Annotated in this window: 20 protein-coding genes; 6 read left to right on the top strand and 14 right to left on the bottom strand. The window is 75.3% G+C overall.

Annotated features, from left to right (window positions below):
- Window positions 1–11: 11 nt before the first annotated feature.
- Together ACZ6I1_RS10975 and ACZ6I1_RS10980 are read right to left on the bottom strand one after the other, a co-directional pair.
- Window positions 12–2,168 (bottom strand): phage holin family protein, encoded by a 2,157-nt coding sequence (locus ACZ6I1_RS10975; RefSeq protein WP_469285546.1) that lies wholly within the window; start codon window positions 2,166–2,168, stop codon window positions 12–14.
- Between the two features lie 75 nt (window positions 2,169–2,243).
- Entirely contained in the window at window positions 2,244–2,648 is a 405-nt protein-coding gene (locus ACZ6I1_RS10980; RefSeq protein ID WP_469285549.1) for a hypothetical protein, read from the bottom strand.
- 122 nt (window positions 2,649–2,770) lie between these two features.
- Between ACZ6I1_RS10980 and ACZ6I1_RS10985 the strand changes: the two genes are divergently transcribed.
- Both ACZ6I1_RS10985 and ACZ6I1_RS10990 read left to right on the top strand, forming a co-directional pair.
- Complete coding sequence (locus ACZ6I1_RS10985; RefSeq protein ID WP_469285551.1) at window positions 2,771–3,547, top strand: MBL fold metallo-hydrolase; 777 nt, start codon at window positions 2,771–2,773, stop codon at window positions 3,545–3,547.
- Entirely contained in the window at window positions 3,544–4,191 is a 648-nt protein-coding gene (locus ACZ6I1_RS10990; protein WP_469285553.1) for a DedA family protein, read from the top strand. The genes ACZ6I1_RS10985 and ACZ6I1_RS10990 overlap by 4 nt, the downstream gene beginning before the upstream one ends.
- Window positions 4,192–4,211: 20 nt before the next feature.
- Here the strand turns inward: ACZ6I1_RS10990 and ACZ6I1_RS10995 are convergent, their stop codons facing one another.
- The 3 genes from ACZ6I1_RS10995 to ACZ6I1_RS11005 form a co-directional block, all read right to left on the bottom strand.
- Window positions 4,212–5,339 carry an MBL fold metallo-hydrolase gene (locus ACZ6I1_RS10995; protein ID WP_469285555.1) on the bottom strand — a complete coding sequence of 376 codons (1,128 nt, stop codon included), beginning with the start codon at window positions 5,337–5,339 and terminating at the stop codon, window positions 4,212–4,214.
- Window positions 5,340–5,358: 19 nt separating this feature from the next.
- Window positions 5,359–6,576 (bottom strand): aminotransferase class I/II-fold pyridoxal phosphate-dependent enzyme, encoded by a 1,218-nt coding sequence (locus ACZ6I1_RS11000; RefSeq protein WP_469285557.1) that lies wholly within the window; start codon window positions 6,574–6,576, stop codon window positions 5,359–5,361.
- 116 nt (window positions 6,577–6,692) lie between these two features.
- A complete protein-coding gene (locus tag ACZ6I1_RS11005) occupies window positions 6,693–7,265 on the bottom strand; it encodes a TIGR03086 family metal-binding protein (RefSeq protein ID WP_469285673.1) in 573 nt (190 codons plus the stop codon).
- 193 nt (window positions 7,266–7,458) lie between these two features.
- Here ACZ6I1_RS11005 and ACZ6I1_RS11010 point away from each other — a divergent pair, with 193 nt between their 5' ends.
- Window positions 7,459–9,234, top strand: coding sequence for an NlpC/P60 family protein (locus ACZ6I1_RS11010; protein ID WP_469285675.1), 1,776 nt, complete (start codon window positions 7,459–7,461; stop codon window positions 9,232–9,234).
- Between the two features lie 17 nt (window positions 9,235–9,251).
- Here the strand turns inward: ACZ6I1_RS11010 and ACZ6I1_RS11015 are convergent, their stop codons facing one another.
- Genes ACZ6I1_RS11015 through ACZ6I1_RS11025 form a run of 3 tightly spaced genes read right to left on the bottom strand, consistent with a single transcriptional unit; the run spans window position 9,252 to window position 12,767 of the window.
- Window positions 9,252–11,219, bottom strand: coding sequence for a DUF5107 domain-containing protein (locus ACZ6I1_RS11015; RefSeq protein WP_469285678.1), 1,968 nt, complete (start codon window positions 11,217–11,219; stop codon window positions 9,252–9,254).
- A 59-nt stretch (window positions 11,220–11,278) separates the two neighbouring features.
- Window positions 11,279–12,184 carry an arginase family protein gene (locus tag ACZ6I1_RS11020; RefSeq protein ID WP_469285679.1) on the bottom strand — a complete coding sequence of 302 codons (906 nt, stop codon included), beginning with the start codon at window positions 12,182–12,184 and terminating at the stop codon, window positions 11,279–11,281.
- 25 nt (window positions 12,185–12,209) lie between these two features.
- Complete coding sequence (locus ACZ6I1_RS11025) at window positions 12,210–12,767, bottom strand: GNAT family N-acetyltransferase (RefSeq protein WP_469285681.1); 558 nt, start codon at window positions 12,765–12,767, stop codon at window positions 12,210–12,212.
- 35 nt (window positions 12,768–12,802) lie between these two features.
- Here ACZ6I1_RS11025 and ACZ6I1_RS11030 point away from each other — a divergent pair, with 35 nt between their 5' ends.
- A complete protein-coding gene (locus ACZ6I1_RS11030; RefSeq protein WP_469285683.1) occupies window positions 12,803–13,525 on the top strand; it encodes a hypothetical protein in 723 nt (240 codons plus the stop codon).
- A gap of 1 nt (window position 13,526) precedes the next feature.
- On the opposite strand, the gene ACZ6I1_RS11035 is transcribed toward ACZ6I1_RS11030, so the two are convergent.
- The 4 genes from ACZ6I1_RS11035 to ACZ6I1_RS11050 all read right to left on the bottom strand — a co-directional run bounded on the left by ACZ6I1_RS11035 (window position 13,527) and on the right by ACZ6I1_RS11050 (window position 18,566).
- The gene (locus ACZ6I1_RS11035) at window positions 13,527–15,563 is read right to left on the bottom strand and encodes a S9 family peptidase (protein WP_469285685.1); all 2,037 of its coding nucleotides are present in this window, start codon (window positions 15,561–15,563) and stop codon (window positions 13,527–13,529) included.
- 13 nt (window positions 15,564–15,576) lie between these two features.
- Window positions 15,577–16,977: a M20/M25/M40 family metallo-hydrolase gene (locus ACZ6I1_RS11040; protein WP_469285687.1), complete on the bottom strand. Its 1,401-nt coding sequence runs from the start codon at window positions 16,975–16,977 to the stop codon at window positions 15,577–15,579.
- A 1-nt stretch (window position 16,978) separates the two neighbouring features.
- Entirely contained in the window at window positions 16,979–17,815 is an 837-nt protein-coding gene (locus ACZ6I1_RS11045) for a M55 family metallopeptidase (RefSeq protein ID WP_469285689.1), read from the bottom strand.
- 307 nt (window positions 17,816–18,122) lie between these two features.
- Window positions 18,123–18,566, bottom strand: a complete 444-nt coding sequence (locus ACZ6I1_RS11050) for an SRPBCC family protein (RefSeq protein ID WP_469285690.1) — start codon at window positions 18,564–18,566, stop codon at window positions 18,123–18,125.
- 161 nt (window positions 18,567–18,727) lie between these two features.
- Here ACZ6I1_RS11050 and ACZ6I1_RS11055 point away from each other — a divergent pair, with 161 nt between their 5' ends.
- Together ACZ6I1_RS11055 and ACZ6I1_RS11060 are read left to right on the top strand one after the other, a co-directional pair.
- Window positions 18,728–19,750: an Rv2578c family radical SAM protein gene (locus tag ACZ6I1_RS11055; protein WP_469285692.1), complete on the top strand. Its 1,023-nt coding sequence runs from the start codon at window positions 18,728–18,730 to the stop codon at window positions 19,748–19,750.
- A gap of 111 nt (window positions 19,751–19,861) precedes the next feature.
- A complete protein-coding gene (locus ACZ6I1_RS11060; RefSeq protein ID WP_469285694.1) occupies window positions 19,862–21,442 on the top strand; it encodes an alpha/beta hydrolase in 1,581 nt (526 codons plus the stop codon).
- Between the two features lie 3 nt (window positions 21,443–21,445).
- Here ACZ6I1_RS11060 and ACZ6I1_RS11065 read toward each other — a convergent pair whose 3' ends face one another.
- Window positions 21,446–21,862 carry a RidA family protein gene (locus tag ACZ6I1_RS11065; protein WP_469285695.1) on the bottom strand — a complete coding sequence of 139 codons (417 nt, stop codon included), beginning with the start codon at window positions 21,860–21,862 and terminating at the stop codon, window positions 21,446–21,448.
- 13 nt (window positions 21,863–21,875) lie between these two features.
- Window positions 21,876–22,436 (bottom strand): HEAT repeat domain-containing protein, encoded by a 561-nt coding sequence (locus ACZ6I1_RS11070; protein ID WP_469285697.1) that lies wholly within the window; start codon window positions 22,434–22,436, stop codon window positions 21,876–21,878.
- Window positions 22,437–22,515 lie beyond the last annotated feature (79 nt).

The raw sequence follows: 22,515 nt of genomic DNA on the forward strand, positions 1-22,515 counted from the left end.
GCCGCACCAAATCACCGGGTTTCGTCCGGCACGGGGTCCCCTGCGGAAGGAAGTATTCCGTCGACGGCGGCCTCCGGCCGGGGATCCTCCACCGGCTCCTCGGCGGGGAGGCCCGCCGACCGGACCAGCGGGACCTGGGGCCCGTCCGCCTCGCGCAGCCAGCGCCGCAGTACGCCGTGCACCGCCTCGGCGCCCACCAGCTCGCCGCCCGGGTCGGACAGGTCCGCCGGCCACATCAGGAACGGGTGCCCCTGCTCCCCGCCCAGGCCCCCGTGCGAGCCGATCTGCTCCTCGAAGGCGTGCACCTCGCCCGTCTGCGGGTCGTAGGCCGAGTTCACCATCACGTCGGCGACGTGCGGGAAGGTGTCGGTCCGGCGTACGGCCCCGGCCGCGCCCGGCCCGTACCGGGCCAGCAGCTCCTCCGCCTCCCCGGGCGCGTCGAGGCGCGCCGCCGCCCCGCCCGGACCCAGCACCACGCCGTCCACCAGCACGAAGCCCACACCGGGGTGGTTCGCCAGGGTCGGCAGCAGGGCCGGGTGCGCGCGTTCGACGTACGCGCGCGTGGCCCGGCCGGGGACGTCCGGGAAGGAGATCAGCCCGAGGTTGCCGGAGGCGAGGACCACCGGGTCGGACCCCCGCCGCGGATGGGCCTCCTCGCCCTCCTCCACCGGCCGGTGGAGGGCCGCCAGGACGGCCGCCCGGGCCTCGGCTCCGCTGCGGGTGCGGCCGGCCCGGCGGGAGACGGGCAGTCCGCAGCCCGCCCGGACCAGGTCCTTCAGGGTCAGCCCGTACCGTCCGAGGAAGGTCTCCCCCGGGCTCTGGCCGTGGTCGGAGAGCAGCACGAACCGGTACGCGCGCGGCGCGTGCTCGGCGACCCGGGCGATCAGCGCGAGGCTCCGGTCGAGGCGCGCCAGGACCTGGTCGGCGTCCCGGCCGTGCGGGCCGGAGTGGTGCGCGACCTCGTCGTAGGCGACCAGGTCGGCGTAGACCGCGGCGCGCCCGGCCAGCATGTCGCCGATCACGGCCGCCACGACCACGTCCCGTTCGACCACGGTCGCGAAGGCCCGGATCAGCGGGTACAGCCCGCCGCGCGCCACCCGCGGCCGGTCCCCGCGGATCCGCGCCCGGAGCGACTGGCCCATCTCGCGGGCCACCTCGGCGACGAAGGACAGGGCGGTGCGGACGGCGTTGGCCGGATCGGAGAAGTACGCGAAGTAGCCGGCGCGGGACCGGTTCGCCCGGCCCCGGCGGGCGGACACCGAGAGGACCAGCGCCAGCTGGTCCGCGCCCCCGCTGAACAGGTTGCCGCGGCTGGCCCCGTCGAGGGTGAGCAGCCCGCCGTCCGCGGTCCGCCGGACGGCGCGCCGCTGGAGCTCGGCGGCGCTGGTGGGCCGGTTGCAGACCATCACCTCGCCGGTCTCCTTCTCGTACCAGCGGAACGCGGGCACGTCGAAGGTGGAGCCGTGCAGGATGCCGAGCTGGCTGGCACCGGTCTGGCTCGACCAGTCGGTGCGCCAGGACGCGATGCGGTGGCCGGCGTCCAGCCAGCCGGCGACGGTCGGCATCAGGCCGTCGCGCACGGCCCGGCGCAGCGTTTCGTACCCGACCCCGTCGAGCTGGAGGAAGACCAGCCCGGGCGCGGAACCGCCGCATCCCGGCGCGCCCGCCCTCCCCCGGCCACGGCCCGCGGGTGCCACGGGCTGCCGCCGCCGGCGCCGGTCGGCGAGGCGGTAGAGGCGCCGCCGGTAGGCCTCGTCGTCGCGCACCGCGAGCGCGGTCGAGGTCGCGGAGGCCACGGCGGACATCACGGCGGCCACCACCACCGCGGTCTCCGGGGCGACCTCGCCGCGCCCCGCCGGGACGAGGCTGAGGGCTATCAGCAGCAGGGAGCCGTTGAGGAAGAAGACGAGCAGTCCGAGGACCAGGGCGGGCACCAGCAGCAGGGCCCGTACGAGCACCGGCCAGACCAGTGCGCTCAGCAGGCCGAAGGCCCCGGCGCCCCAGGCCGCCGTCAGCCCGATCTCCGTGAGGGTGTCGCCGTCCGCGGACTGGAGCCGGAAGTCCGGCAGGATCCCGGCCAGGGCGAGCATGGTCACGGTGGACACCGCCCAGACGAGGACCACCCGTAGCAGGGCGCCGCCCGCGGTCCGCCACCGTCCTCGCCACACCGCCGCAACCTCCCGCGAGCCCGTCCCGCCATCCAGGCTCGCACAGCGCGGCTCACCCGGCCGGGCGACGAGCCCTCAGGTACCGTCGTACCCCGCGGTCGGCATGGACAGGCGGCGGTGCACCTCCGCCTTCATCGCCGAGGTGTACGGAGGCTCCTGGTGCCCGGCGGTCTCCAGGCGCACCCCGCGCCGCTCGCATTCGGCGGTGAACTCCTCGACGGAGCCCAGCGCCCGGGCCAGCACCCGCTGGTTGGCGGCGACGAAGAGGTCGACCTGCCCGGCGTCGATGTCCGACCAGAGTCCGCAGTGGTCGGCACGCAGCCCGTAGACGAGCAGTTGCCGTGTGACGACGTACCCGCGGTCGGCGGCCCAGCGCGCACACACGGCGTGCTGGCTGCGGGTGTCCACGGCGAAGGGGTCGGCGTCGAGTTCCTCGAGCGGGGCCAGGCTGGCGATCGCGGCCACGCGCAGCTCTTCCATGCCGCCCGACCCTACTCCGATCCACCGCCGGGGAGGAGGGGCGGCGGCGTTCCGGTTCCGGGCGGATGGGCGGGGCAGCCTTTAGGGTCGTGGGAGCGGTGCGGCGAGGGAGGGAGGGCCGGATGGCGGTGGAGATCACCTGGTGGGGTCATGCCACGTGCACGGTCGAGGACTCCGGGGTGCGGCTGCTGACGGACCCGCTGTTCGCGCGGCGCCTGGCCCATCTGCGCCGGCGCCGCGGTGCGCTGCCCCCGCCCGAGGCGGCGCGGGCCGACGTGGTGCTGGTCTCGCACCTGCACGCCGACCACCTGCACCTTCCCTCGCTGGGGCAGGTGGCGCCCGGGACCCGGCTGCTGGTTCCGCGGGGTGCGCGGCGGGCCGTGCCGGGGCTGGCCCGGCTCGCGGGGCTGCGCGGGCTGACGGTGACGGAGGTGGAGCCGGGCGAGGAGGTGCCCGTACGGGGCGGCGTGCGGGTCCGGGTGGTCAGCGCCCTGCACGACGGCCGGCGGCTGCCGTTCGGGCCGCAGCGCGCACCCGCCCTGGGGTACGTGGTCCAGGGCGCGGCCCGGACCTACTTCGCCGGCGACACCGGGCTGTTCGACGCGATGGCCGAGGAGGTCGGACCGGTGGACGTGGCCCTGCTGCCCGTGGGCGGCTGGGGTCCGTACCTGGGTCCGGGCCATCTGGACGCGGGGCGGGCGGCGCGGGCGGTGGCCGAGCTGGCGCCGGCGGCGGCCGTCCCGGTGCACTACGGAACGTACTGGCCGATCGGGATGGACGCGGTGCGCCCGCACGAGTTCCACGCACCGGGCGAGGAGTTCGGGCAGCGGGCGGCCCGGCTCGCGCCGAAGGTGACGGTCCGGGTGCCGGCCCACGGCGAACGGGTGCGGCTGCCGTGAGCTGGCGCGAGGTCGTGGCGGCGGCGGCCGGGCAGGTGCCGCCGGAGACCACCCAGCAGGCCGTGGGCTACCCGGCGTTGTTCGTGCTGGTGGCGCTGGGCGCGCTGGTGCCGGTGATCCCGACGGGGGCGCTGGTGAGTTCGGCGGCGGTGGTGGCATTCCATCAGCACTCGCTGCCGTTCGGGGTGTTGCTGGTCTTCGCGGTGTCGGCGCTGGCGGCGTTCACCGGTGACATCGCGCTGTACTGGCTCGGGCAGCGCGGGGTGCGCTCGCGCAACGGCTCCCGCTGGCTCGGGGCGCTGCGCGGACGGGCCACGCCGGAGCGACTGGAGCAGGCGCAGGCGAGGCTGGACGAGCACGGGGTACTGGTCCTGGTGCTTTCCCGGCTGCTCCCGGCGGGCCGCATCCCGGTGATGCTGGCCTGCCTGCTGGCGGAGCTGCCGCTGCGCCGCTTCGCGCGCGGCGACGGCCCGGCCTGTCTCGCCTGGGCGGCGGCGTACGGCCTGATCGGCATCCTGGGCGGCTCCCTCTTTTCGGAACCGTGGAAGGGAGTCGCCCTGGCGGTGGCCCTGACCCTGCTGATCAGCGCCGGCCCGGCACTCTGGCGCCGGATCCGCCCGGGCGGGGCCGCCAGGGGGAGCTGACCGCCGGAACCGACAGGGCCTCAGGGGGTGCTGTCCAGGGCGGTGTTCAGGTCGCGGGAGGCTCCGATCGGGAGGTCCCAGAGGTCCTCGCGGGGCAGGGACGCACGGGCCCAGGCGGCGCGGACGCGGTGCAGGGGTTCCATGACCGGCTCGGCGGAGAGGACGAAGGCGGCCCAGTGCATGGGGGCCATCCGCCGGGCGCCGAGGTCCAGGAAGGCCTGGACGGCTTCCTCGGGGTCGGTGTGGACGTCGCCGAGCCACCAGCGCGGGGCGTAGGCGCCGATGGGGAGCAGCGCGAGGTCGATGCCGGGGTGGCGGCGGCCGATCTCCCCGAACCAGTGGCCGTAGCCGGTGTCGCCCGCGAAGTAGACGGTGCGCGGTGCGGGGCTGCGGGTGTCGGTGAGGATCCAGCCGCCCCACAGGGACCGGCAGGTGTCGATCAGCGAGCGCTTCGACCAGTGGTGGGCGGGTACGAACTCGAAGCGGACGCCGTCCAGTTCGGCGGACTCCCACCAGTCGAGCTCGGTGACCCGGGTGAAGCCGCGGCGGCGGAACCAGCGGGCCAGGCCGGCCGGGACGAAGAGGGCGGTGTGCCGCGGCAGCCGCTTGAGGGTGGGCGCGTCGAGGTGGTCGTAGTGGTTGTGGCTGATGACCACCGCGTCCACCGGCGGCAGGTCCTCCCAGAGCACCCCGACGGGCGTCATCCGGGAGGGGGTGCCGAGGATCCGCCGGGACCAGACGGGGTCGGTCAGTACGGTCAGCCCACCGGTCCGCAGGACCCAGCTGGCGTGCCCTGCCCAGGTGACGCAGACCGAGCCGGGGCCCGCCGGCGGAAGCGGGGCCGGCTCGTAGGGCAGGTCGGGGATGCCGCGCAGCCCTTCCGGGCCGGGCCGGAAGGCGCCCTCGCGGGCGAGCCGGGCGAAGCCGCGGACCCCCGGGAGCGGGGTGGTGAGCCGGTCCGCGAAGGAGCGCGGCCAGTGCCGGTGCTCACCGAGCGGGCGCACGGAGCCGCGCGGCGCCGGGGCCACCGGGGGCGCCGGGACCGCCGGGACCGACGGGGGCTGCCGGACGCCGGGACCGGCCCGTACCGGTGCGGGCGCGGCGGCGGGAGGCGCGGCGGCGGCGGGGGCTTCCGTCCGGTCCGTCATCCGACTGTCTCCGTTCGCATCAGGCCAGTCCGGCCAGGACTGATCCGAGGAGGTCCAGGGAGCGCCGTACGTGCGGCAGTGCGAGCGGGTCGCCGGCGGTGAGCGCGGCCAGCCGTTCCTCGGGGGTGGAGCCCAGCAGCGGTCCGGTCGACAGCCTCACGCGCAGGGCCACCGGTTCGTCCGCGAACCGCTGCCCGCCGGGGGTGGGCGCGCCGAGCCGTCCGCCGAGCCAGTCCTCCAGCTCCATGGCGTCGCCGACTCCGCGCCGCGCGAGCCCCTCCCGCAGCGGGGTCAGGTCGGCGTAGAGGTGCCGGCCGGCCTGCGGGGGCCGGGCCAGTGCTCCGGCGGCGAGGAGTTCGCGGTGCACCGCGGCGGCGACCGCGCCGTGCAGGGCGGCGGCCGCGCAGGTCCGTCCGGCGACGGCGCCGGGTTCGTCGAGGGCGTGTGCGGCGGCCCCCGCGACCGGGCCCGCGACCAGCGCGCCGGTGGCGGTGAGGACGTCGAGGGTGCGGGCGCGCAGCCAGGTCCCGCGCGGGGTGTCGGGGAAGCGGACCACGGCGGCCGGCCACCCGGCGGGCAGCAGCGCACCCGACAGGTCGACGAGGACGGCCACCCGGTCGGGGAGCATCTCGGCGGGGCTCAGGACCAGGGTGTCGTGCGGCCGGTGGACGGTGTCGCGCCAGCTCTCGTCGCTGACGACGAACAGCCCGGCGGATTCGGCGGCCTCACAGGCCTCGCGCAGTATCTCGGGCGGCGGCACGGTCGCGGTCGGGTCGTCGGCGACGGACAGGAGCAGCACGCGCGGGTCGCCGCCCTCGGCGCGCACCCGCCGTACGGTCTCCAGCAGGGCGTAGGGGTCCGGGATGCCGCCGCACTCGGCCGGGGTCGGCACGTGGTAGGCCCGCCGCCCCAGCAGCCGGACCTGCGGGGTCCACCAGGCGGGACAGGGGCGGGGCAGCAGCACGTCGCCGCCGTACGCGCCGAGCAGCGCGAGCAGCAGCGCGGGGGCCCCGGGGCCGGCGGCCACGTTCTCCGGGGCGGTGGTCAGCCCGCGGCGTCCCCAGTGGCGGCAGGCGGCCTCGCGGACGGACTGCCCGCCGCCCGGGGGGTCGGGGGCGGAGCGCCCGGCGGCCGCGGCGAGGACGGTGACGAGTTCGGGGAGCACGGGCAGCCCGGGGTCCGGCGGGGGCGGGCCGTACCGGACCGGGCCCCGGCCCTCCGCCGTCGTACGCTGCATCCCCTCCACCGTGGCCCGCCTTCCGCGCTCGTCCCGCTCAGCTCCTCCAGCCTGACCTTTATACGATTAATTGCGCGAGTGTGCCCGCTATGCGTCCGGCTTCCCTCCGCCAGAGCTCAGCCCCGCCTCCCGAGCAGGGCCAGCAGCCTCGTCTGCGCGTTCGCCCCGGCCGGGACCTCGAGCGGAGCGGCGTACATGCCGCTCGCCGCGAGCCCGTCCGCGTACGGCATGACCTCCTTGATGGAGAACTCGACGAGGCCGTCCGGCAGCCGGTCGTCCGCGCCGATCGCGCGCGAGAGGTCCCAGGTGTGCACGACGCAGTCGGCGGTCAGCTCGGAGCAGTACGCCCGTCCCAGCGCGGGCCCGTAGGAGAGCGTGACGGTCCGGTCGAGCGCCCCGGGCGCGGCGAACGCGGCGTGCGCGGCCGCGGAGGCCCGCTCCCACGCGGCGACCGGATCCTCGCCCAGCACGTCGCCGGAGAACGCGTCGCCCATCTCCTCGACCGTGCGGCCCTCGGAGACCAGCGGCGGAATCCAGAGCTGTTCCCCGGTGACGTGGTTGACCAGATCCCGCACGCTCCACTCCGTGCACGGGGTCGGTGCGTCCCACTGGTCGTCCGCGACGGCGCGCAGACGCTCGCCGAAGAGCCCCAGCGCCTCGGCGTGCTGTTCCAGCAGCGGTTCCGGCATGGCTCTCACCCATCCTGGCGCGACCGTTCCGTTCCCCCTGGGCCCGCCCTCCGGGCCCCTAGGCCCACTCTCCTCGCCCCCGGACGGCCCTGCCAGCCGGACCGGGGCCGGGCATATGCCGCGCGCGCAGCGATAGGGGACACCGACCGGGGGCGGACTCTGTCGACTTGTCGCTTCATCGGATCATGACCGCATGTCACTTGCCTCCCGCCGTCACGTGCTGGCCGTCCTCGCTTCCGCGGCCGCCACCGTCCCACTCGGCTCCTCGACCGCCGCGGCCTCGGCCGGATCCTCCGCGCCGGCCGCCGCTCCCGCCGCCGCTCCGGCCCTGGTCACGGGCGCGCCCGTGCCGCCGTCCCTCACCTCGCCGCGGTCCTCGGTGAGCATGCCGCCGCTGGACCCGTCCTACTTCGCCCGCGTCTCCCTCGGCCCGCTGTCCGCGAACGTGCTGCCGGGAACGCCCGAGCGCACGGAGATCACGTCCGGGGGCGCCCGGGTGGCCGTGCTGACCAAGGGGGCGCGCACCGTCGTCGTGACCGGCCCCGAGCGGACCTTCACGGAGAACAAGCAGTCCTTCGCCGACGACTTCCAGCGCACCCTGCCCGACCAGACGCTGCCGGTCGCGGACCGGAAGTACTGGGGCACCTCCCCCGGCGGCGGCAGCTGGTCCACGCTCGGGCCGGCCGACACCGACTACTCGGTGGTGCCCGGCAGCGCGGTCATCGCGCTCACCACCGACTACGCCAGCCGCCACGCCACCCTCCGGGACGACGAGATCACCGATGTCGACGTCCGCGCGGTGGCGCGGTTCGACAAGGTGCCCACCGGCCAGGCCTGCTCGTACGCCCTGTCCTTCGGCTACCAGGACACCCACAACAACTACCGGGCCAGGCTGTCCTTCCTGACCTCCGGCGCGGTCGAACTGCGCGTGGAGAAGGAAGTCGCCGACGCCGTCACCCAGCTGACCACGGCCACCACCCTCGCCACCGGCGTTCCGGCGGGCACCAACTGGACGGTCCGCGTACGCCGCGAGGGCGCCCGCATCCAGGTCAAGGCCTGGCGCACCGACTCCGCCGAGCCGGCCGCCTGGGCCGCGGACGTCACCGATTCCACCTTCGCCAAGGGACGCGTGGGCCTGCGCGCGCTCGCCAACCAGGGCTGCACGAACCTGCCGGTCAAGCTGCTGGTCAGCCGCTTCCAGGTGGACGCCGCGACCTGGCAGCAGCCGCCGGCCGTCACCCACACCACCTGGGTACGCGTCCTGCCCGCGCCCTTCGACGGGACCTGGACGCCGGAGCTGGAGCAGACCGTGCGCGGCTGGGCCGCCTCCACCAGCCCGGACGTCCTCGCGTACGCGGCCATGTTCCTCGCCGGGGCGCCGGCCGTCACCGCCGGGACGGGCCCGGCCGCGGGCAAGCAGGCCCTGGGCAAGGCCGGATACGGCTACCTGGACCCGCAGGGCTACCGCTACGAGGGCGCCGACTTCCACGAGTACATGAACCTCGGCTGGACCTTCCCCGACGGCACGTACACCGGGCCCTCCGCCAAGCAGGCCGGCAACCTCGACTGCTCGGGCTACACGCGCATGGTCTACGGCCACCACATGGGCGTCCCGATGGCCGCCGGCGAGGACACCTCCAAGACCCGCATCCCCCGCAAATCGCGCCACATGGTGGACTTCGCGCCCGGTGCGCGGATCGACCAGACGGACGGGACGAACCCGCCCGCCGCGCAGCAGCTCCAGCCCGGCGACCTGCTCCTCTTCAACGCCGACTCCGGCGACGACACGGTGACCGCCACCGTGGACCACGTGGGCATCTACCTCGGCCCGGACGCCGCCGGAAAGCGCCGCTTCCTCTCCAGCCGCAAGACCGGAAACGGGCCCACCATGGCCGACCTGGGCGGCGCCTCCCTGCTCGACGGCACCGGCACGTACGCGCAGAAGCTGCACACCGTGCACCGCATCTGACGTCCGTACGGGGCACCTCAGCCCGGCGGGCGCATCCGGAAGTCGTAGCGGGGCGGGAGCGGGCGGCCGGTGAGCTCCGACCAGACCTCGCCGAGGGTTTCCTCGCCCTCCCGCAGGTCGGGCAGTTCGAAGCCGTCCTCGAAGACCCGCCGGGCGGCCGCCACATGGCCCTCCGCCGCCAGGAGGCGGGAGGCGAGGAGCCGGAAGCGGCCCTGCTCGCGCAGGGCGGGCCGCAGCCGGTCCCAGACCCGGCGGGCCGCGGGCGGGCGGCCGGCGGCCAGCAGGGCCGCCATCGCCTCCTGGCCGAGCGCGGACTCCGCGGCCGTCCACGGCTCTCCGCCGCGGCTCTCCGCGGCCAGGTCGTCGAAGGCCGCCGCGTACCCGTCGGCCGCCCGCGCCAGATCGCCGGCCAGGGCGTCCGCCACCGCCAGGCAGCGCAGCAGCGGCCAGCGCGAGGGCGCCAGCGCCAGCCCGCGCTCCCAGCTCCGTACCGCCTGGGCCACGTCTCCGGCGTGCCATTGGGCCACGCCCAGGTGGTACTCGGTCAGCGGGTCCGCCGGGGCCGTCTCCAGCATGTCCCGCCAGTGCGGGGCGACCAGGCTCGGTCCGGGCGGCGCCACCCGGCGGGGGGCCGGGAAGACCCCCGTGCGCCACAGCTCCAGCCACGGCTCCTGCTCCTCGCCCAGCATGGACTCCCCGAAGGGGGTGCCCGGCAGCTCGAAGCCGCCGCACAGCACCTCCAGCGCCCCCCAGCCGGAACCGGCCGCCAGCCGCTCCCCCGGCTCCGTGTCGGCGCAGCCCCGCCACGCCTCGTACGCCGCGTCCACCCGCTCGCGGGGCAGTACCGCGTCCAGCGCGTCCCGCGCCGCGCCGCGGGCCGCCGCCCAGTCGGGGCCGTGCACCGCCGAGGCCTCCGCGGCCAGCGGCCCGTAGGCCTCCAGCCAGCTGAACTCGGCCCCGCCCTCGAGCCGTACGTGCTCCAGCTGGGTGCGGGCCAGTCCCGCCTGGATCTCCGCGTAGCCGCCCGTACCCGGCTCGGTCAGCCACTCCTGCCAGCGGCGGCCGCCGCCGCCCGCGCCCCACACGAACAGCTTGCGCCCCCGCAGGCGCGCGGTGGAGGTCTGCACCAGCCCGTACCCGCCGGCGTCGAGCGAGGTGATCCAGGGCCGCTCCCCGTCCCGGACCTCGTAGAAGAAGTCGGCCGGGTACGCGCTGCGGAGCGGGTACGTGCGGTCCTCGCCCTCCCACTCCGGTACCGGAATGCGGCGCAGCGAGCGCTCGTAGTCGAAATGCCAGGCTTCGTCGGTGGGGGCCAGGACGCGGGTGTCCACGGCCTCGGGTACGGCGATGTTGGACCACCAGTAGACGGGCGCGGGCCGCTCGTGCGGGTTGCGCACGCGGACGCCGGCGTACAGGAACTCCGAGTCCCCGGGCAGCCACAGGTCCACCTGGAAGGGCAGGTCGCGCAGCCGCTCCCACTCCCACAGCCGGACCATCACCCCGCCGTCCGGCGCCGGGACGAGTGCGGCGTGCAGCGGCGCGCAGGAAAGGGTGGTGTGGCCGGTGGCGCCGGTGTTCCACTCGATGCCGCCGGAGAACCAGGCACCGTTGAGGGCGAAGTTCGCGGGCTGGAACACCGGGTTGCGGTAGAGCAGTTCGCGCCCGGTGGGCAGGTGCACGAGGGAGTGCACGCGCCCGCCGAGCCCCGGGAGCACGGTGACCCGCAGGTGCTCGTTCTCGATGACGATCGACTCGAACTCGCGCGCCGACCGCTCCCGTCCGTACCCGTCCCGGATCCGGACCGGCAGCAGTGAGCGCAGCGGCTCGTAGCCGATCTGCCGCGCCATGTCGCGCGGCAGCCCCTCGCGGGCGCGCTGGTCCAGTGCGTGCACGCCGTCGGGCGCGCGCAGGGCGGGCAGCGGGTTCTCGGGCCCCAACGGGGCTGCGGGGAGGGTCAGTACGGCGCGTCGGACGGTGGTGGCCATGAGGGAAATGGAACACCCAGCGGCAGCCGCTGCACAGGGGTTCCGCAGATCAGCACCGGTCAGGATGAGGCAAAGGCGCCCGCGACCAGGTCGGCGAGCAGGGCGCCCGCACGGCCGTCCGGGTCGAGGTCCGGGTCGTAGATCGTGACGTTGATCCCGACGCAGCGCGGCGAGCCCACCAACACGCCCAGGAGTTCGGCGAGTTCGTCCGGCAGCAGGCCTCCGGGATCGGGGCTGTCGACGGCCGGCATGACGCTCGGGTCCAGCACGTCGGCGTCCAGGTGGACCCAGAAGCCGGCGGCGGCCGGCGGGTGCAGCCCGTCCAGCGCCGCCCGGGCCACCGGGCCGGGGCCGTTCTCGCGGAGCTCCCCGACGGTGGCGACGCGGATCCCGGCCGCGCGCAGCTCCGCGAGGTCGGCGTCGCCGTCCCGGATCCCGAAGAGCCGTACGTCCTCGTCGCGCAGGTACGGGGAGCGGCCCTCCAGGTCGCTGAGTGCGGCCTGCCCGCGCCCCGTCGCGAGGGCGAGCTCCTCCCCTGCGGCGGCGCCGACCGGCCCGTTCACCGCCTCGTTGCCGGGGTGGCGGAAGTCGGCGGAGCCGTCGATGGCGGCCAGCCCGTACCGGCCGAGCCTGCGCATGGCCAGCGAGGCGCCGAGCTGGATCGAGCAGTCCCCTCCGAGGACCACCGGGAACTCGCCGGCCCGCAGGTGCCGTTCGATCCGGTCGGCGAGGGTGACGGCGTACGCGGCGAGGGCGTCGGCGTGGAACACGCCGTCACCCTCCTGCCAGTCCCCGCGGTCGTAGCGCGGCGGGACCACCACCCCGCCCTCGCGTGCGCCGAGCCGGGCCAGCAGGCCCTGTTCCCGCAGGGCTCCGGCGAGCTTGTAGACGCCGGGCACGGTGCCGGGCGCGGGCGGGCGCAGGCCGAGGTTGGACGGAGCGTCGAGCAGCACGAGGGATCGCATGGGCCCATCCTCGCCGACGGGCCCCTTACGGGACGGGCATTTCGGCGGTGACGGCCCAGCGCTCGTGGTCGCGCCAGGCCCCGTCGACGTGGAGGAAGTCCGGGGACAGCCCCTCCAGGCGGAAGCCCGCGCCGCGGACCAGGGCGATCGAGGCGGTGTTGCCGGGCTGGATGTTGGCCTCCAGGCGGTGCAGGCCGAGGCCGCCCGCACCGGGCGGGGCGAAGGCGTGCGCGAGGACCAGGCGCAGGGCCTCGTGGAAGAGCCCCCGGCCGGCGGCGTGCGCGAAGGCCCCGTAGCCGAGGGCCCCGCACTGGAAGGCGCCCCGCACGATGTTGTTGATGTTGACGAAGCCGGCCAGGGCGCCGGTTGTCCGCTCGCACACGAGGAACCCCGCCCGGCCGTCGCCCCCGGTCAGCCGGGTCGCGTACGGCTCGTACTCCTCGAGGGTGGCGGGCGGGAACAGCCAGGGGTGGTGCAGTGCGCGGCTCTCGCGCACGCGTGTGGTGAACTCGGGCCCGTCGGCGAGCCGGTAGGGCCGCAGGCCCACCCTCCCACCTTCCCGCAGGTACGACGAAAAAGTCATCCGCCCAGGTTAGGGGGTGTGGCAGGATCCCCGGTGTGATCATCGACCCCGACACCCGCGCACTCCTGCTCGCCGCGGCGCGCGACAACGCCGAGTGGTGCGACGCGGTCGCCCGCGGTCACGGACCGGCCGGCGTGTTCGCCCCGGACGCCTGGACCAGCCCGCACCGGACCCCGCCGCTCTACCCCGACGCCGTGACCCTCGCTCCGGGCGCCTCGGCCGCGGCGCTGGTGGCCGGGATCGACACGGACGGCCCCGGCTGCTCGGTCAAGGACAGCTTCGCCGATCTGGACCTGACCGGGGACGGCTTCGAGGTGTTGTTCGAGGCCCTGTGGATCCACCGCCCGGCCGCAGCGCCCGCCGCGGACACCGGCTCCCGCCTGGAGTGGTCGGCGGTCACCGGGCCCGCCGGTTTGGAGGAGTGGGAGGCCGCCTGGGACGGCGAGCGGAGCACCGGGCTGTTCCACCCGGCCCTGCCGGGCCGGGACCTCGTCTTCCTGGCGGGCCGCGCCGGGGACCGGATCGTCGCCGGCGCCGTAGCGCACCAGGGCAGCGGCCCGGTGGTCGGCCTGTCCAACCTGTTCGCGCACGACGCCGCCGACACCGACGCCGCCTGGGCGGGCGCGCTCGACGAGGTCGCCGCCCGCTGGCCGGAACTGCCGGTCGTCGGCTACGAGTCGGGGGACGACCTCGACGCCGCCGTCCGCGCCGGGTTCGTCCCGGTCGGCCCGCTCCGCGTCTGGCTGCACGCCTCCTGACTCAGGCCTTCAGCTCCAGCCGCGGCACGTCGGTGCGTTCGAAACCGAACACCTGGGCGTACAGGGACAGTTCGGCTTCCAGCGCCCGGACCATGGTGTCCGCGCGGCGGAAGCCGTGCCCCTCGCCCTCGAAGGCCAGGTACGCGTGCGGCACCGCCCGCCCCCGCATGGCGGCGAGGAACCGCTCCGCCTGTGCGGGCGGGCAGACCGCGTCCTCCAGCCCCTGGAGCAGGACGAACGGGGCGGTGATCCGGTCGGCGCGGGCCACCGGGGAGCGCTCGCGGCAGCGGACGGCGAGGGTCTGCGGCGGTCCGGCCAGGCCGTCGAGGTAGCGGGACTCCAGGTCGTGGGTCTCCTCGGCGAAGCCGAGCAGGTCCAGGACCGGGTAGATCACCGCCGCGCAGGCGTACAGGTCGGTGGCGGCCAGTGAGGCCGCCGCGGTCCAGCCGCCCGCGCTGCCCCCGCGGATGGCCAGCCGGTCCGGGTCGGCGGTGCCCTCGGCGGCCAGCGCCCGGGCCACCGCCGCGCAGTCCTCCACGTCGACGACGCCCCACTGCTCGCGCAGCCGCTCGCGGTAGGCGCGGCCGTAGCCGGTGGAGCCTCCGTAGTTCACCTCGACGACGCCGATGCCGCGGGAGGTGAAGTACGCGATGTGCAGGTCGAGTACGGGCGGCACGTGGTCGGTGGGCCCGCCGTGCGCCCACACCACGTACGGGGGCAGTTCGTCGGCGGCGGCCCGGCAGGCCGGGTGGTGCGGCGGGTAGACGTGCGCGTGGATCTCGCGGTGGTCGGGGCCGAGGAAGGTCCGGCTCTGCGGCTCCGGGTAGTAGGCCGGATCGACCGGGTCCACGCGGTGCGCGCCGACCACCCGGGCATGCCCGGTGGCCGTGTCCAGTTCCACCACCTCGTACGCGCTGCGCGGGCTGGCGGCGACCCCGTACACGCGGGTGCCGCTCACCGCGAGGGTCGGCTGCCAGGCCGTCCACGGTCCGGCGGCGTCCACCAGGTCCCCGCTCTCCGCGTCGAGGATGCCCAGGACGGAGGAGCCCTGTCCGTGCAGGACGGCGACGAGCCCTGCCCCGGGGCCTCCGGCGTGGGGGGCGGCCCCGGGCAGCGGGGCGAGCCAGCGCAGCCCCGGCTTCCACAGCGGTCCCCCGAACTCCTCTTCCCTGGGGCAGAGGTTGACCCCTTCGCCCGTCGCCGGGTCCACCCGGTACGGGTTCCACCAGCCGCTGCGGTCGCTCACCGCGAGGAGGGTTCCGCCGGCCGTCCAGTCGGCCTGGGCGACGGCCTCGGCGGGGCCGCCCAGTACGGTGCGGGCCCCCTCGAGCCGGCCGTCCGGCGTGACCTCGGCCAGGCGCAGTTCGGTGCCGTCCCAGGGCATCCGGGGGTGGTCCCACACCAGCCAGGCCGCGTGCCGGCCGTCCGGCGAGAGCCGGGGTCCGGTGCTGAACCGGTACCGGTCGCCGGTCAGTTCCCGCACCGCGGCCCGGTCCTCGGCCGCCGACCCGTCCAGCGGTACGGCGGCCAGTACCCGGCGGACGTCGGTCGGCGCGGAACCGGTGAACTCCTCGAGGACGCACCACACTTCGGAGCCGCGCAGCACCGGGTCGGCCCAGCGCAGTCCGCCGCCGACGGCGGAGAGGGGGGTCAGCGGCCGCGGGCCCGCGGCCTCGCCGGGGGCGTCCGGGGCGTAGGCGTAGAGCCGCTGGTCGGCGAAGTGCACGAAGACCAGCAGCGGCCCGCCCTCGGCCCGTTCGGCTCCGGCCCAGGGCCGGCCGCCGTACTCGGTCAGCCGGCTGCGGACGTCCCAGGGCGCGGGCAGGGCGGTGAGGCCCCCGCCCCCGACCCCGCCGGGTCCTCCGCCGGCCGGGCGGCGCACCAGGGCCCGGCGGCCGCCCTCCCGCGGCCGGGGCTCGGTCCACCACACCTCGGCGCCGACCGTGCCCACGTACTCGGGGCGCCCGTCGAGGGAGGCGGCGCATTCGGCGGTGATGGGTGAGGGCCAGCTCCCGTAGGGCCGGGTCGCCCCCGCCATCACAGGGTCCCGCTCACAGGGTCCGCAGCGCGTGGTCGAGGACGCGGACGCCGAAGTGGAGGGCGTCGACGGGGACCCGCTCGTCCACGCCGTGGAACAGGGACCAGTAGTCGAAGCCGGGCGGCAGCTTCAGCGGGGAGAAGCCGTATCCGGTGATGCCCAGGCGCGAGAACTGCTTGGCGTCGGTGCCGCCGGCCATGCAGAACGGCACCACGTGCCCGCCCGGGTCGAAGCGCTCGACGGACTCGCGCAGGATCCCGTAGGTCCGCCCGTTCACGGGGGCTTCGAGCGCGACCTCGCGGTGGTGGAACTCCCAGTGCACGTCGGGGCCGGTGAGCGCGTCCAGGGTGGCGATGAACTCGGCCTCGCCGCCGGGCAGCATCCGGCCGTCCACATAGGCGGTGGCCTGTCCGGGGATCACGTTGAGCTTGTAACCGGCGCTGAGCATCGTCGGGTTGGCGCTGTTGCGTACGGTCGCGTCGACGAGGGCGGCGGCCGGGCCGAGCCTGCCGAGGACCCCGTCGAGGTCGAAGCCCGGGGCCCTCGGGTCCACCGACAGGCCCTGGAGAGCGGCGAGTTCGGTGATGCAGGCCACGACGGTGTCGGTGAGGCGGACCGGCCATTCGTACGCGCCGATCCTGGCGACGGCGGCGGCGAGCCGGGTGACGGCATTGGCCCGGTTGGGCTTGGAGCCGTGTCCGGCGGTGCCGTGCGCCGTCAACTTCAGCCACGCGGTGCCGCGTTCACCGGCGGCGATCGGGTAGAGGGCCCGCCCGTCACCGGGGTGCACGGTGAAGGCGCCGGACTCGCTGATGCCCTCCGTGCAGCCTTCGAAGAGGTGCGGGTGGTGTTCGGCGAGGAACCCGGAGCCGTCGACCGCGCTGTCCTCCTCGTCGGCGGTGAAGGCGATCACGATGTCCCGGCGCGGCCGGCAGTCCTGCCCTCTTGCGGCGGCCCGCGCCCAGGCCCGTACGACGGCCAGCACCATCGCGTCCATGTTCTTCATGTCGACGGCCCCGCGGCCCCAGACCACCCCGTCGCGGACCTCCCCCGAGAAGGGGTCCACGCTCCAGTCGGCGGCCTCGGCCGGGACCACGTCGAGGTGGCCGTGGACGAGGAGCGCCTCCGCGGAAGGGTCCCAGCCCGCGATCCGGGCCACCACGTTGGTGCGGCCCGGGGTGCGCTCCAGCAGCACCGGCTCCAGTCCGGCGGCGGCGAGCCGTTCGGCGGCGTACTCGGCGGCGGGGCGCTCGCGGCAGTCACCGCCGCCCCGGTTGGTGGTGTCGATCCTGATGAGGCCCGAGGTGAACTCGACCGCCTCCGCGAGGGCGACCTCGTCGACCGGGTCGACCGCGGCGCGGTCGTGGACCTGCGCCGGGACCTCGGCGGCGACCTCGGCGGTGACTACGGGCATGTCAGCCATACTGCTCCTCCACGGCCGCGGAGACGACCGTCGTGACCGCCTTGAAGGTGCGGATCCCCTCGTACATGGTCTCGCTGCTGTACGCGATCCTGCGTTCGCCGCACCGCTCGGCGCCCGGGACCACCGTGGCCGCCATGGCCAGGTGTTCGGCGTCGAACTCGACCTCCACGGTGTAGGGGCCGGCTCCGGGCACGGGGTCGCGCCGGACCGCCAGGGCCGTGGCTTCCTTGGCCGCCGCGCGGATGTCGGCGGCGGTGCGGGCCGGGGTCCGGCAGACGGCGGCGTAGCGCGAGACGTGGTCCTTCACGGCCACGGTCACCGCGTCCGGGGCGTATCCGGCGGCGTCGGCGCAGGTCAGGTCGTCGCCGGTGACCAGGATGACCGGCACCCCGTACTCGGCGACGACGTGCGCGTTGAGCAGCCCCTCGCTGGCCCGGGTCCCGTTGAGCCAGACGCCGGTGATGGAGTTGGCGAGGTAGGTGTGGGCGAGGACCCCTTCGGAGCCGGCTCCCGTGTGGTAGCCGACGAAGGCGATCCCGTCGACGTCCCCGTGCTGGACGCCCTCGACCATGGAGAGCGTCTTGTGGCGGCCGGTGAGCATCTCGGCGCGGGCGTCGAGCTTTTCCAGGAGCAGGTTGCGCATCGTCCAGTGGGCCTCGTTGATGAGGACCCGGTCGGCGCCACCGTCGTAGAAGCCGAGCACGGCCGCGTTCACGTCGGAGGTGAACATGCCCCGGCAGCGCTCCCACTGGGACGCCCCGGGCAGCACGTCCTCGGGCCAGGTGACGCCGGTGGCGCCCTCCATGTCGGCGGAGATGAGGATCTTCATCGGGCCCCCGGGCGGTCGGTTGCGGAGACCCAGCCTAAGCGGCCTCGGGGAAGTGGGGCGGGTTTCCGCGTCGTCCGGTGCGGCGCACGGCAAGGCGGAGCAGTGGCCTTGTACCGGGCGTACTCGGGTGCTGCGGCCGCGCGGCGAGGTGCCGTGCCGGGCGGCGCGGGGACGTGCCCCGCTTCCCCGAGGCCGCTTGGCTCTCGCACCTCGGCCGGACCCGGGGGCCACGCCCGCGTTCCGGCGGCTCACCGGGCCGGGAAATCCACCCGATCCGGTGAGCCGCCGGCGCGCCGGACGCCCGGGCTCAGGACTCGACTTCGGCGGCCAGGTTGGCGAGCACGGTGTCGTAGATGCGGCCGAGGCCTTTGGGGGCGAAGGTGCGCTCGAAGAAGCCGCCGATGCCGCCGGCGCCGTTCCACACGGTGGTGACCACGGCCTTGGACTTGCCCTCGCCGGCCGGGGTGACCAGCCAGGTGGTGACCATGGAGGAGTTCCGGTCCTTCTCCACCAGCTGTCCGTCGGTGGGCTCGCTGACCTCCAGCAGGCAGTCACGCACCCGCTTGCTGGTGGCCTGGAGCTTCCAGTGCACCAGGGTGCCCTCGCCGTCGCCGCCCTCGCGCACCTCGTACTCGCTGAAGTGCTCGGGCAGCAGCTTCCCGCGGGTCCCGGTGTAGTCCGCCAGCGCGTCGAACACGGTCTCCGCGTCGGCCGCGATGATCCGCTCCGTGGTGGCCTCGACCTGCGCCATAGCTGTTCCTCCAGCAGTTGTGATCGCTCGTCACGCCGAAGCCAACCACCTCCGGGGCAGTCGCCCAAATCCGCCGCCGGGAAGGGCCCCGGCAGGGGACCTCCGCACGATCATGGGAACGTTTGTTCTATTCTCGGCCACAGCTACCGAGGGAGGCGCCGATGCGCTGGGACAACCTGACCGAGGGCTCCACGGGCCCGACCGCGCTCTTCGGGGCCGACGCCGTCGTGACGCGCACGGTCGACACCCCCGAGTTCCGGGGGATCACCTTCCACGAGGTCCGCGCCCGGTCGATCGTCAACCGGGTGCCCGGGGCCTCGCGCATGCCGTTCGAATGGACGGTCAACCCCTACCGCGGATGCAGCCACGCCTGCGTGTACTGCTTCGCCCGCAAGACCCACGGCTATCTGGACCTCGACACCGGTATCGGCTTCGACTCGCAGATCGTCGTCAAGACGAACGCCCCCGAGCTGCTGCGCCGCGAGCTCGGCTCGCGGCGCTGGACCGGCGCGCACATCGCCATGGGCACCAACGTGGACTGCTACCAGCGCGCGGAGGGCCGCTACCGGCTGATGCCCGGGATCATCGAGGCGCTGCGCGACCGCGCCAACCCCTTCTCGATCCTCACCAAGGGCACGCTGATCCTGCGCGACCTCCCCCTCTTGCAGGAGGCCGCCGCGGTCACCGAGGTCGGGATCTCGGTCTCCGTCGGCTTCACGGACACCGGCCTGTGGCGGACCGTGGAGCCCGGCACGCCCTCCCCCGCCGCCCGGCTGACCGCCGTACGGACGCTGACCGACGCCGGGATCGAGTGCGGGGTGCTGATGGCCCCCGTCATCCCCTTCCTCGGCGACGCGCCGGAGCAGCTGCGGGAGACGGTCCGCGCCATCGCCGAGTCCGGCGCCACTTCCGTGACACCCCTCGTACTCCATCTGCGGCCCGGGGCGCGCGAGTGGTTCACGGCCTGGCTGGGCGAGCACCACCCGCACCTCCTGGAACGGTACGAACGGATGTACGCGGGCGGCTCGTACGCGCCCACCTGGTACCAGCGGCAGATCACCCGCCAAGTCCACGAGCTGGCGGCGGAATTCGGCATCGGCCCCGGCGGGCGCGGGCGGGCCCGCCGGGTCGTCCTGCCCGAGCGGCCGGCGGCCGCCGGGCCGGCCCAGCTCACCCTCCTCTGACGTCCGTCACCCCCGAGGGGTCATCACATCGGGCCAATAGGCAGCCCAATCCCGCTTTCCGGGCGTGGTTTCCGGGACGATTCCGCCCAGAACCCTCGGCTGGGAGGCCCCATGCTCCATCCCTTGAAGAAGCGCGCCGCTGTCCTGCTGTCCCTCTCCACGGTGGCCGCCGTCGCCTCCGTCCTCGCGAGCCCGGTCTCGGCCGCCCCGGCCGCCCCGGCCGCCGCCGCGCCGAAGCAGGCCGCGCTGCGCTGGAGCGACTGCGCGACCGCCCGCTATCCGACGCTCCAGTGCGCCTCCCTCAAGGTCCCCCTCGACCACGCCCGGCCCGCCGGACGCCAGATCTCCCTCGCCCTGACCCGGGTCCCGCACACGGCCGCCACCTCCGCCGGCCCGCTGCTGGTCAACCCCGGCGGGCCGGGCGGCAGCGGGCGCACCCTGGCGGGCTTCGTGGCGTCGGCCCTGCCCAAGGACGTGGCCGCCCAGTACGACGTGATCGGCTTCGACCCGCGGGGCGTCGGCAAGAGCGAGCCGGCCCTCGACTGCGGGGCGGGCCACTTCGCCCCGGTCCGGCCGGACTCCGTACCGCTGGACGCGGCGACCGAAGAGGCCAACCTGGACCGGGTGCGCTCCTTCGCCCAGTCCTGCGGGACCAAGCACGCGGACGTGCTGCCCCACATCGGCACCGTCTCGGCCGCCCGCGACATCGAGCTGCTGCGCAAGGCCCTCGGCGCGGAGCGGATCAGCTACTTCGGCTACTCCTACGGGACCTACCTGGGCGCGGTGTACGCCAAGCTCCACCCGCAGCGGGTGCACCGGCTGGTCCTGGACTCGGTGGTCGACCCGGGCGGGGTCTGGTACGAGGACAACCTGGCGCAGGACCGGGCATTCGACTCCCGCCACAAGGCCTTCCTGGCCTGGGTGGCGCAGTACGACGCCACCTACGGGCTCGGCGCCGACGCGGCGGAGGTCGAGCAGCGCTGGTACGCGATGCGGGACGCGCTGCGCGAGGTGCCCGCGGGCGGCAAGGTGGGCCCGGCCGAGCTGGAGGACACCTTCATGCCGGGCGCCTACTTCAACGGCTACTGGCCCGGCCTCGCCGAGGCGTTCGCGGCGTACGCGGTGAAGCAGGACCCGAAGCCGCTGGTGGCGGCGTACGAGCGGTTCGGCGCGGTGGATCCCGCCGCGGGCAACGGCTACAGCGTCTACACGGCGGTGCAGTGCCGGGACTCGGCGTGGCCGAAGGACTGGAACCAGTGGCGCGCGGACATGTGGCGCACGCACGCCGAGGCCCCGTTCATGACCTGGAACAACGCCTGGTACAACGCCCCGTGCGCGTTCTGGCCGACGGAGCCGCTCGAGGCCCCGGACGTGACCAACGCCGACCTGCCGCCCGCCCTGCTCCTCCAGGCGACGGAGGACGCGGCGACTCCGTTCCAGGGGGCGCTCAGCATGCGGGAGAAGCTGAAGGGCGCGGCCCTGGTCGTTGAGGAGGGCGGCGGCAACCACGGCGTCTCGCTCAGCGGCAACAAGTGCCTGGACGAGAAGGTCTCGGCCTATCTGAGGACGGGCCGGGCCGCGGATGCCAGCTGCCCCGCCCAGGCGGCGCCGAAGCCGACCTCGGCGACCCGCGCGGTCCCGCCTTCGGCGGGCGGCGCGGCCCTGCACGGCCTGCTCGGCTTCCGGGGCTGAGGATCAGCCGGCCGGCAGCACCGCGAAGGCCTCCACCTCCAGCAGCAGTTCCGGCCGGAACAGGGCGGCGACCTGGACGGCCGAGGACGCGGGCAGCCGGTCGGCGGGGATGACGGCGTCGCGCGCCTCCCGTACCGCCGGGAGGTGCGCGACGTCCGTCACGAAGTACGTCAGCTTCACGACGTCGTCGAAGGTCGCCCCGGCCGCCGCCAGGCAGCGCCGCAGGTTCTCGAAGACCTGGCGGGCCTGGGCGGCGGGGTCGCCCTCGCCGACGACCGCGCCCTTCTCGTCGAGGGCGCACTGCCCGGAGACGGCGACGAACCGCCCGGTGCCCAGGACGACGTGGGCGTAGCCGGCGGCGGGGGCGACCCCCTCGGGTGCGGGGATGCGCGTGAGGTGGCCGGTCTGGTGATCAGTCATGGGGGCGATCTTGTCAGCCGAGTGCGCGCAGTGCCGCGGTGGCCGCCACCGCGAGGCGGGGGTGGGCCTGGGCGCGGGTCAGCAGCTCGCGGGCGCGGGGGTCGCCGAGGGCGCCGAGGCCCTCCACGCAGGCCAGGGCGACCCGCCAGTACGGGTCGTGCGGGGAGAGCAGCCGGGACAGGGTCGTCATCAGGGCGGGGACGGACTCCGGGGCGCGCAGGGCGGTGAGCAGCCGGACGGGCTGGAGGGCGTAGGCCGTGCGCAGGCCGTTGGTGGCGAGGGCGGCGGCCGCGCGGGCGGTGCGGGGGTCGCCGAGTACGGTCAGTGCCTCGGCGGCCGCCGCGCAGCGGGGCGGGTCGCGGTGGTTGAGCAGCAGCACGAGGGATTCGAAGGCGCGGCGGTCACCTGCCAGCCCGAGGCGGTAGGCGGCCAGTTCGCGGGCCCACAGGGGCAGCCCGGCCGAGGTCAGCGCGGCCGCCAGGCCGTCCGGGCCGGCGGTGGTCAGCGCCTCGTACTCCGGGTACTCCGGCGAACCGGTGGCTTCCGCCCGCAGGCGCTCGAGCACGTCGTTCACGCGGCCACCCTAGGGGGCCGGGGCCGCCGGCAGGGGCCGTTCGCGGCGATTGATGATCGATGATCGATGATCGGTACAT

The organism is Streptomyces sp. NPDC046303 (assembly GCF_055588085.1).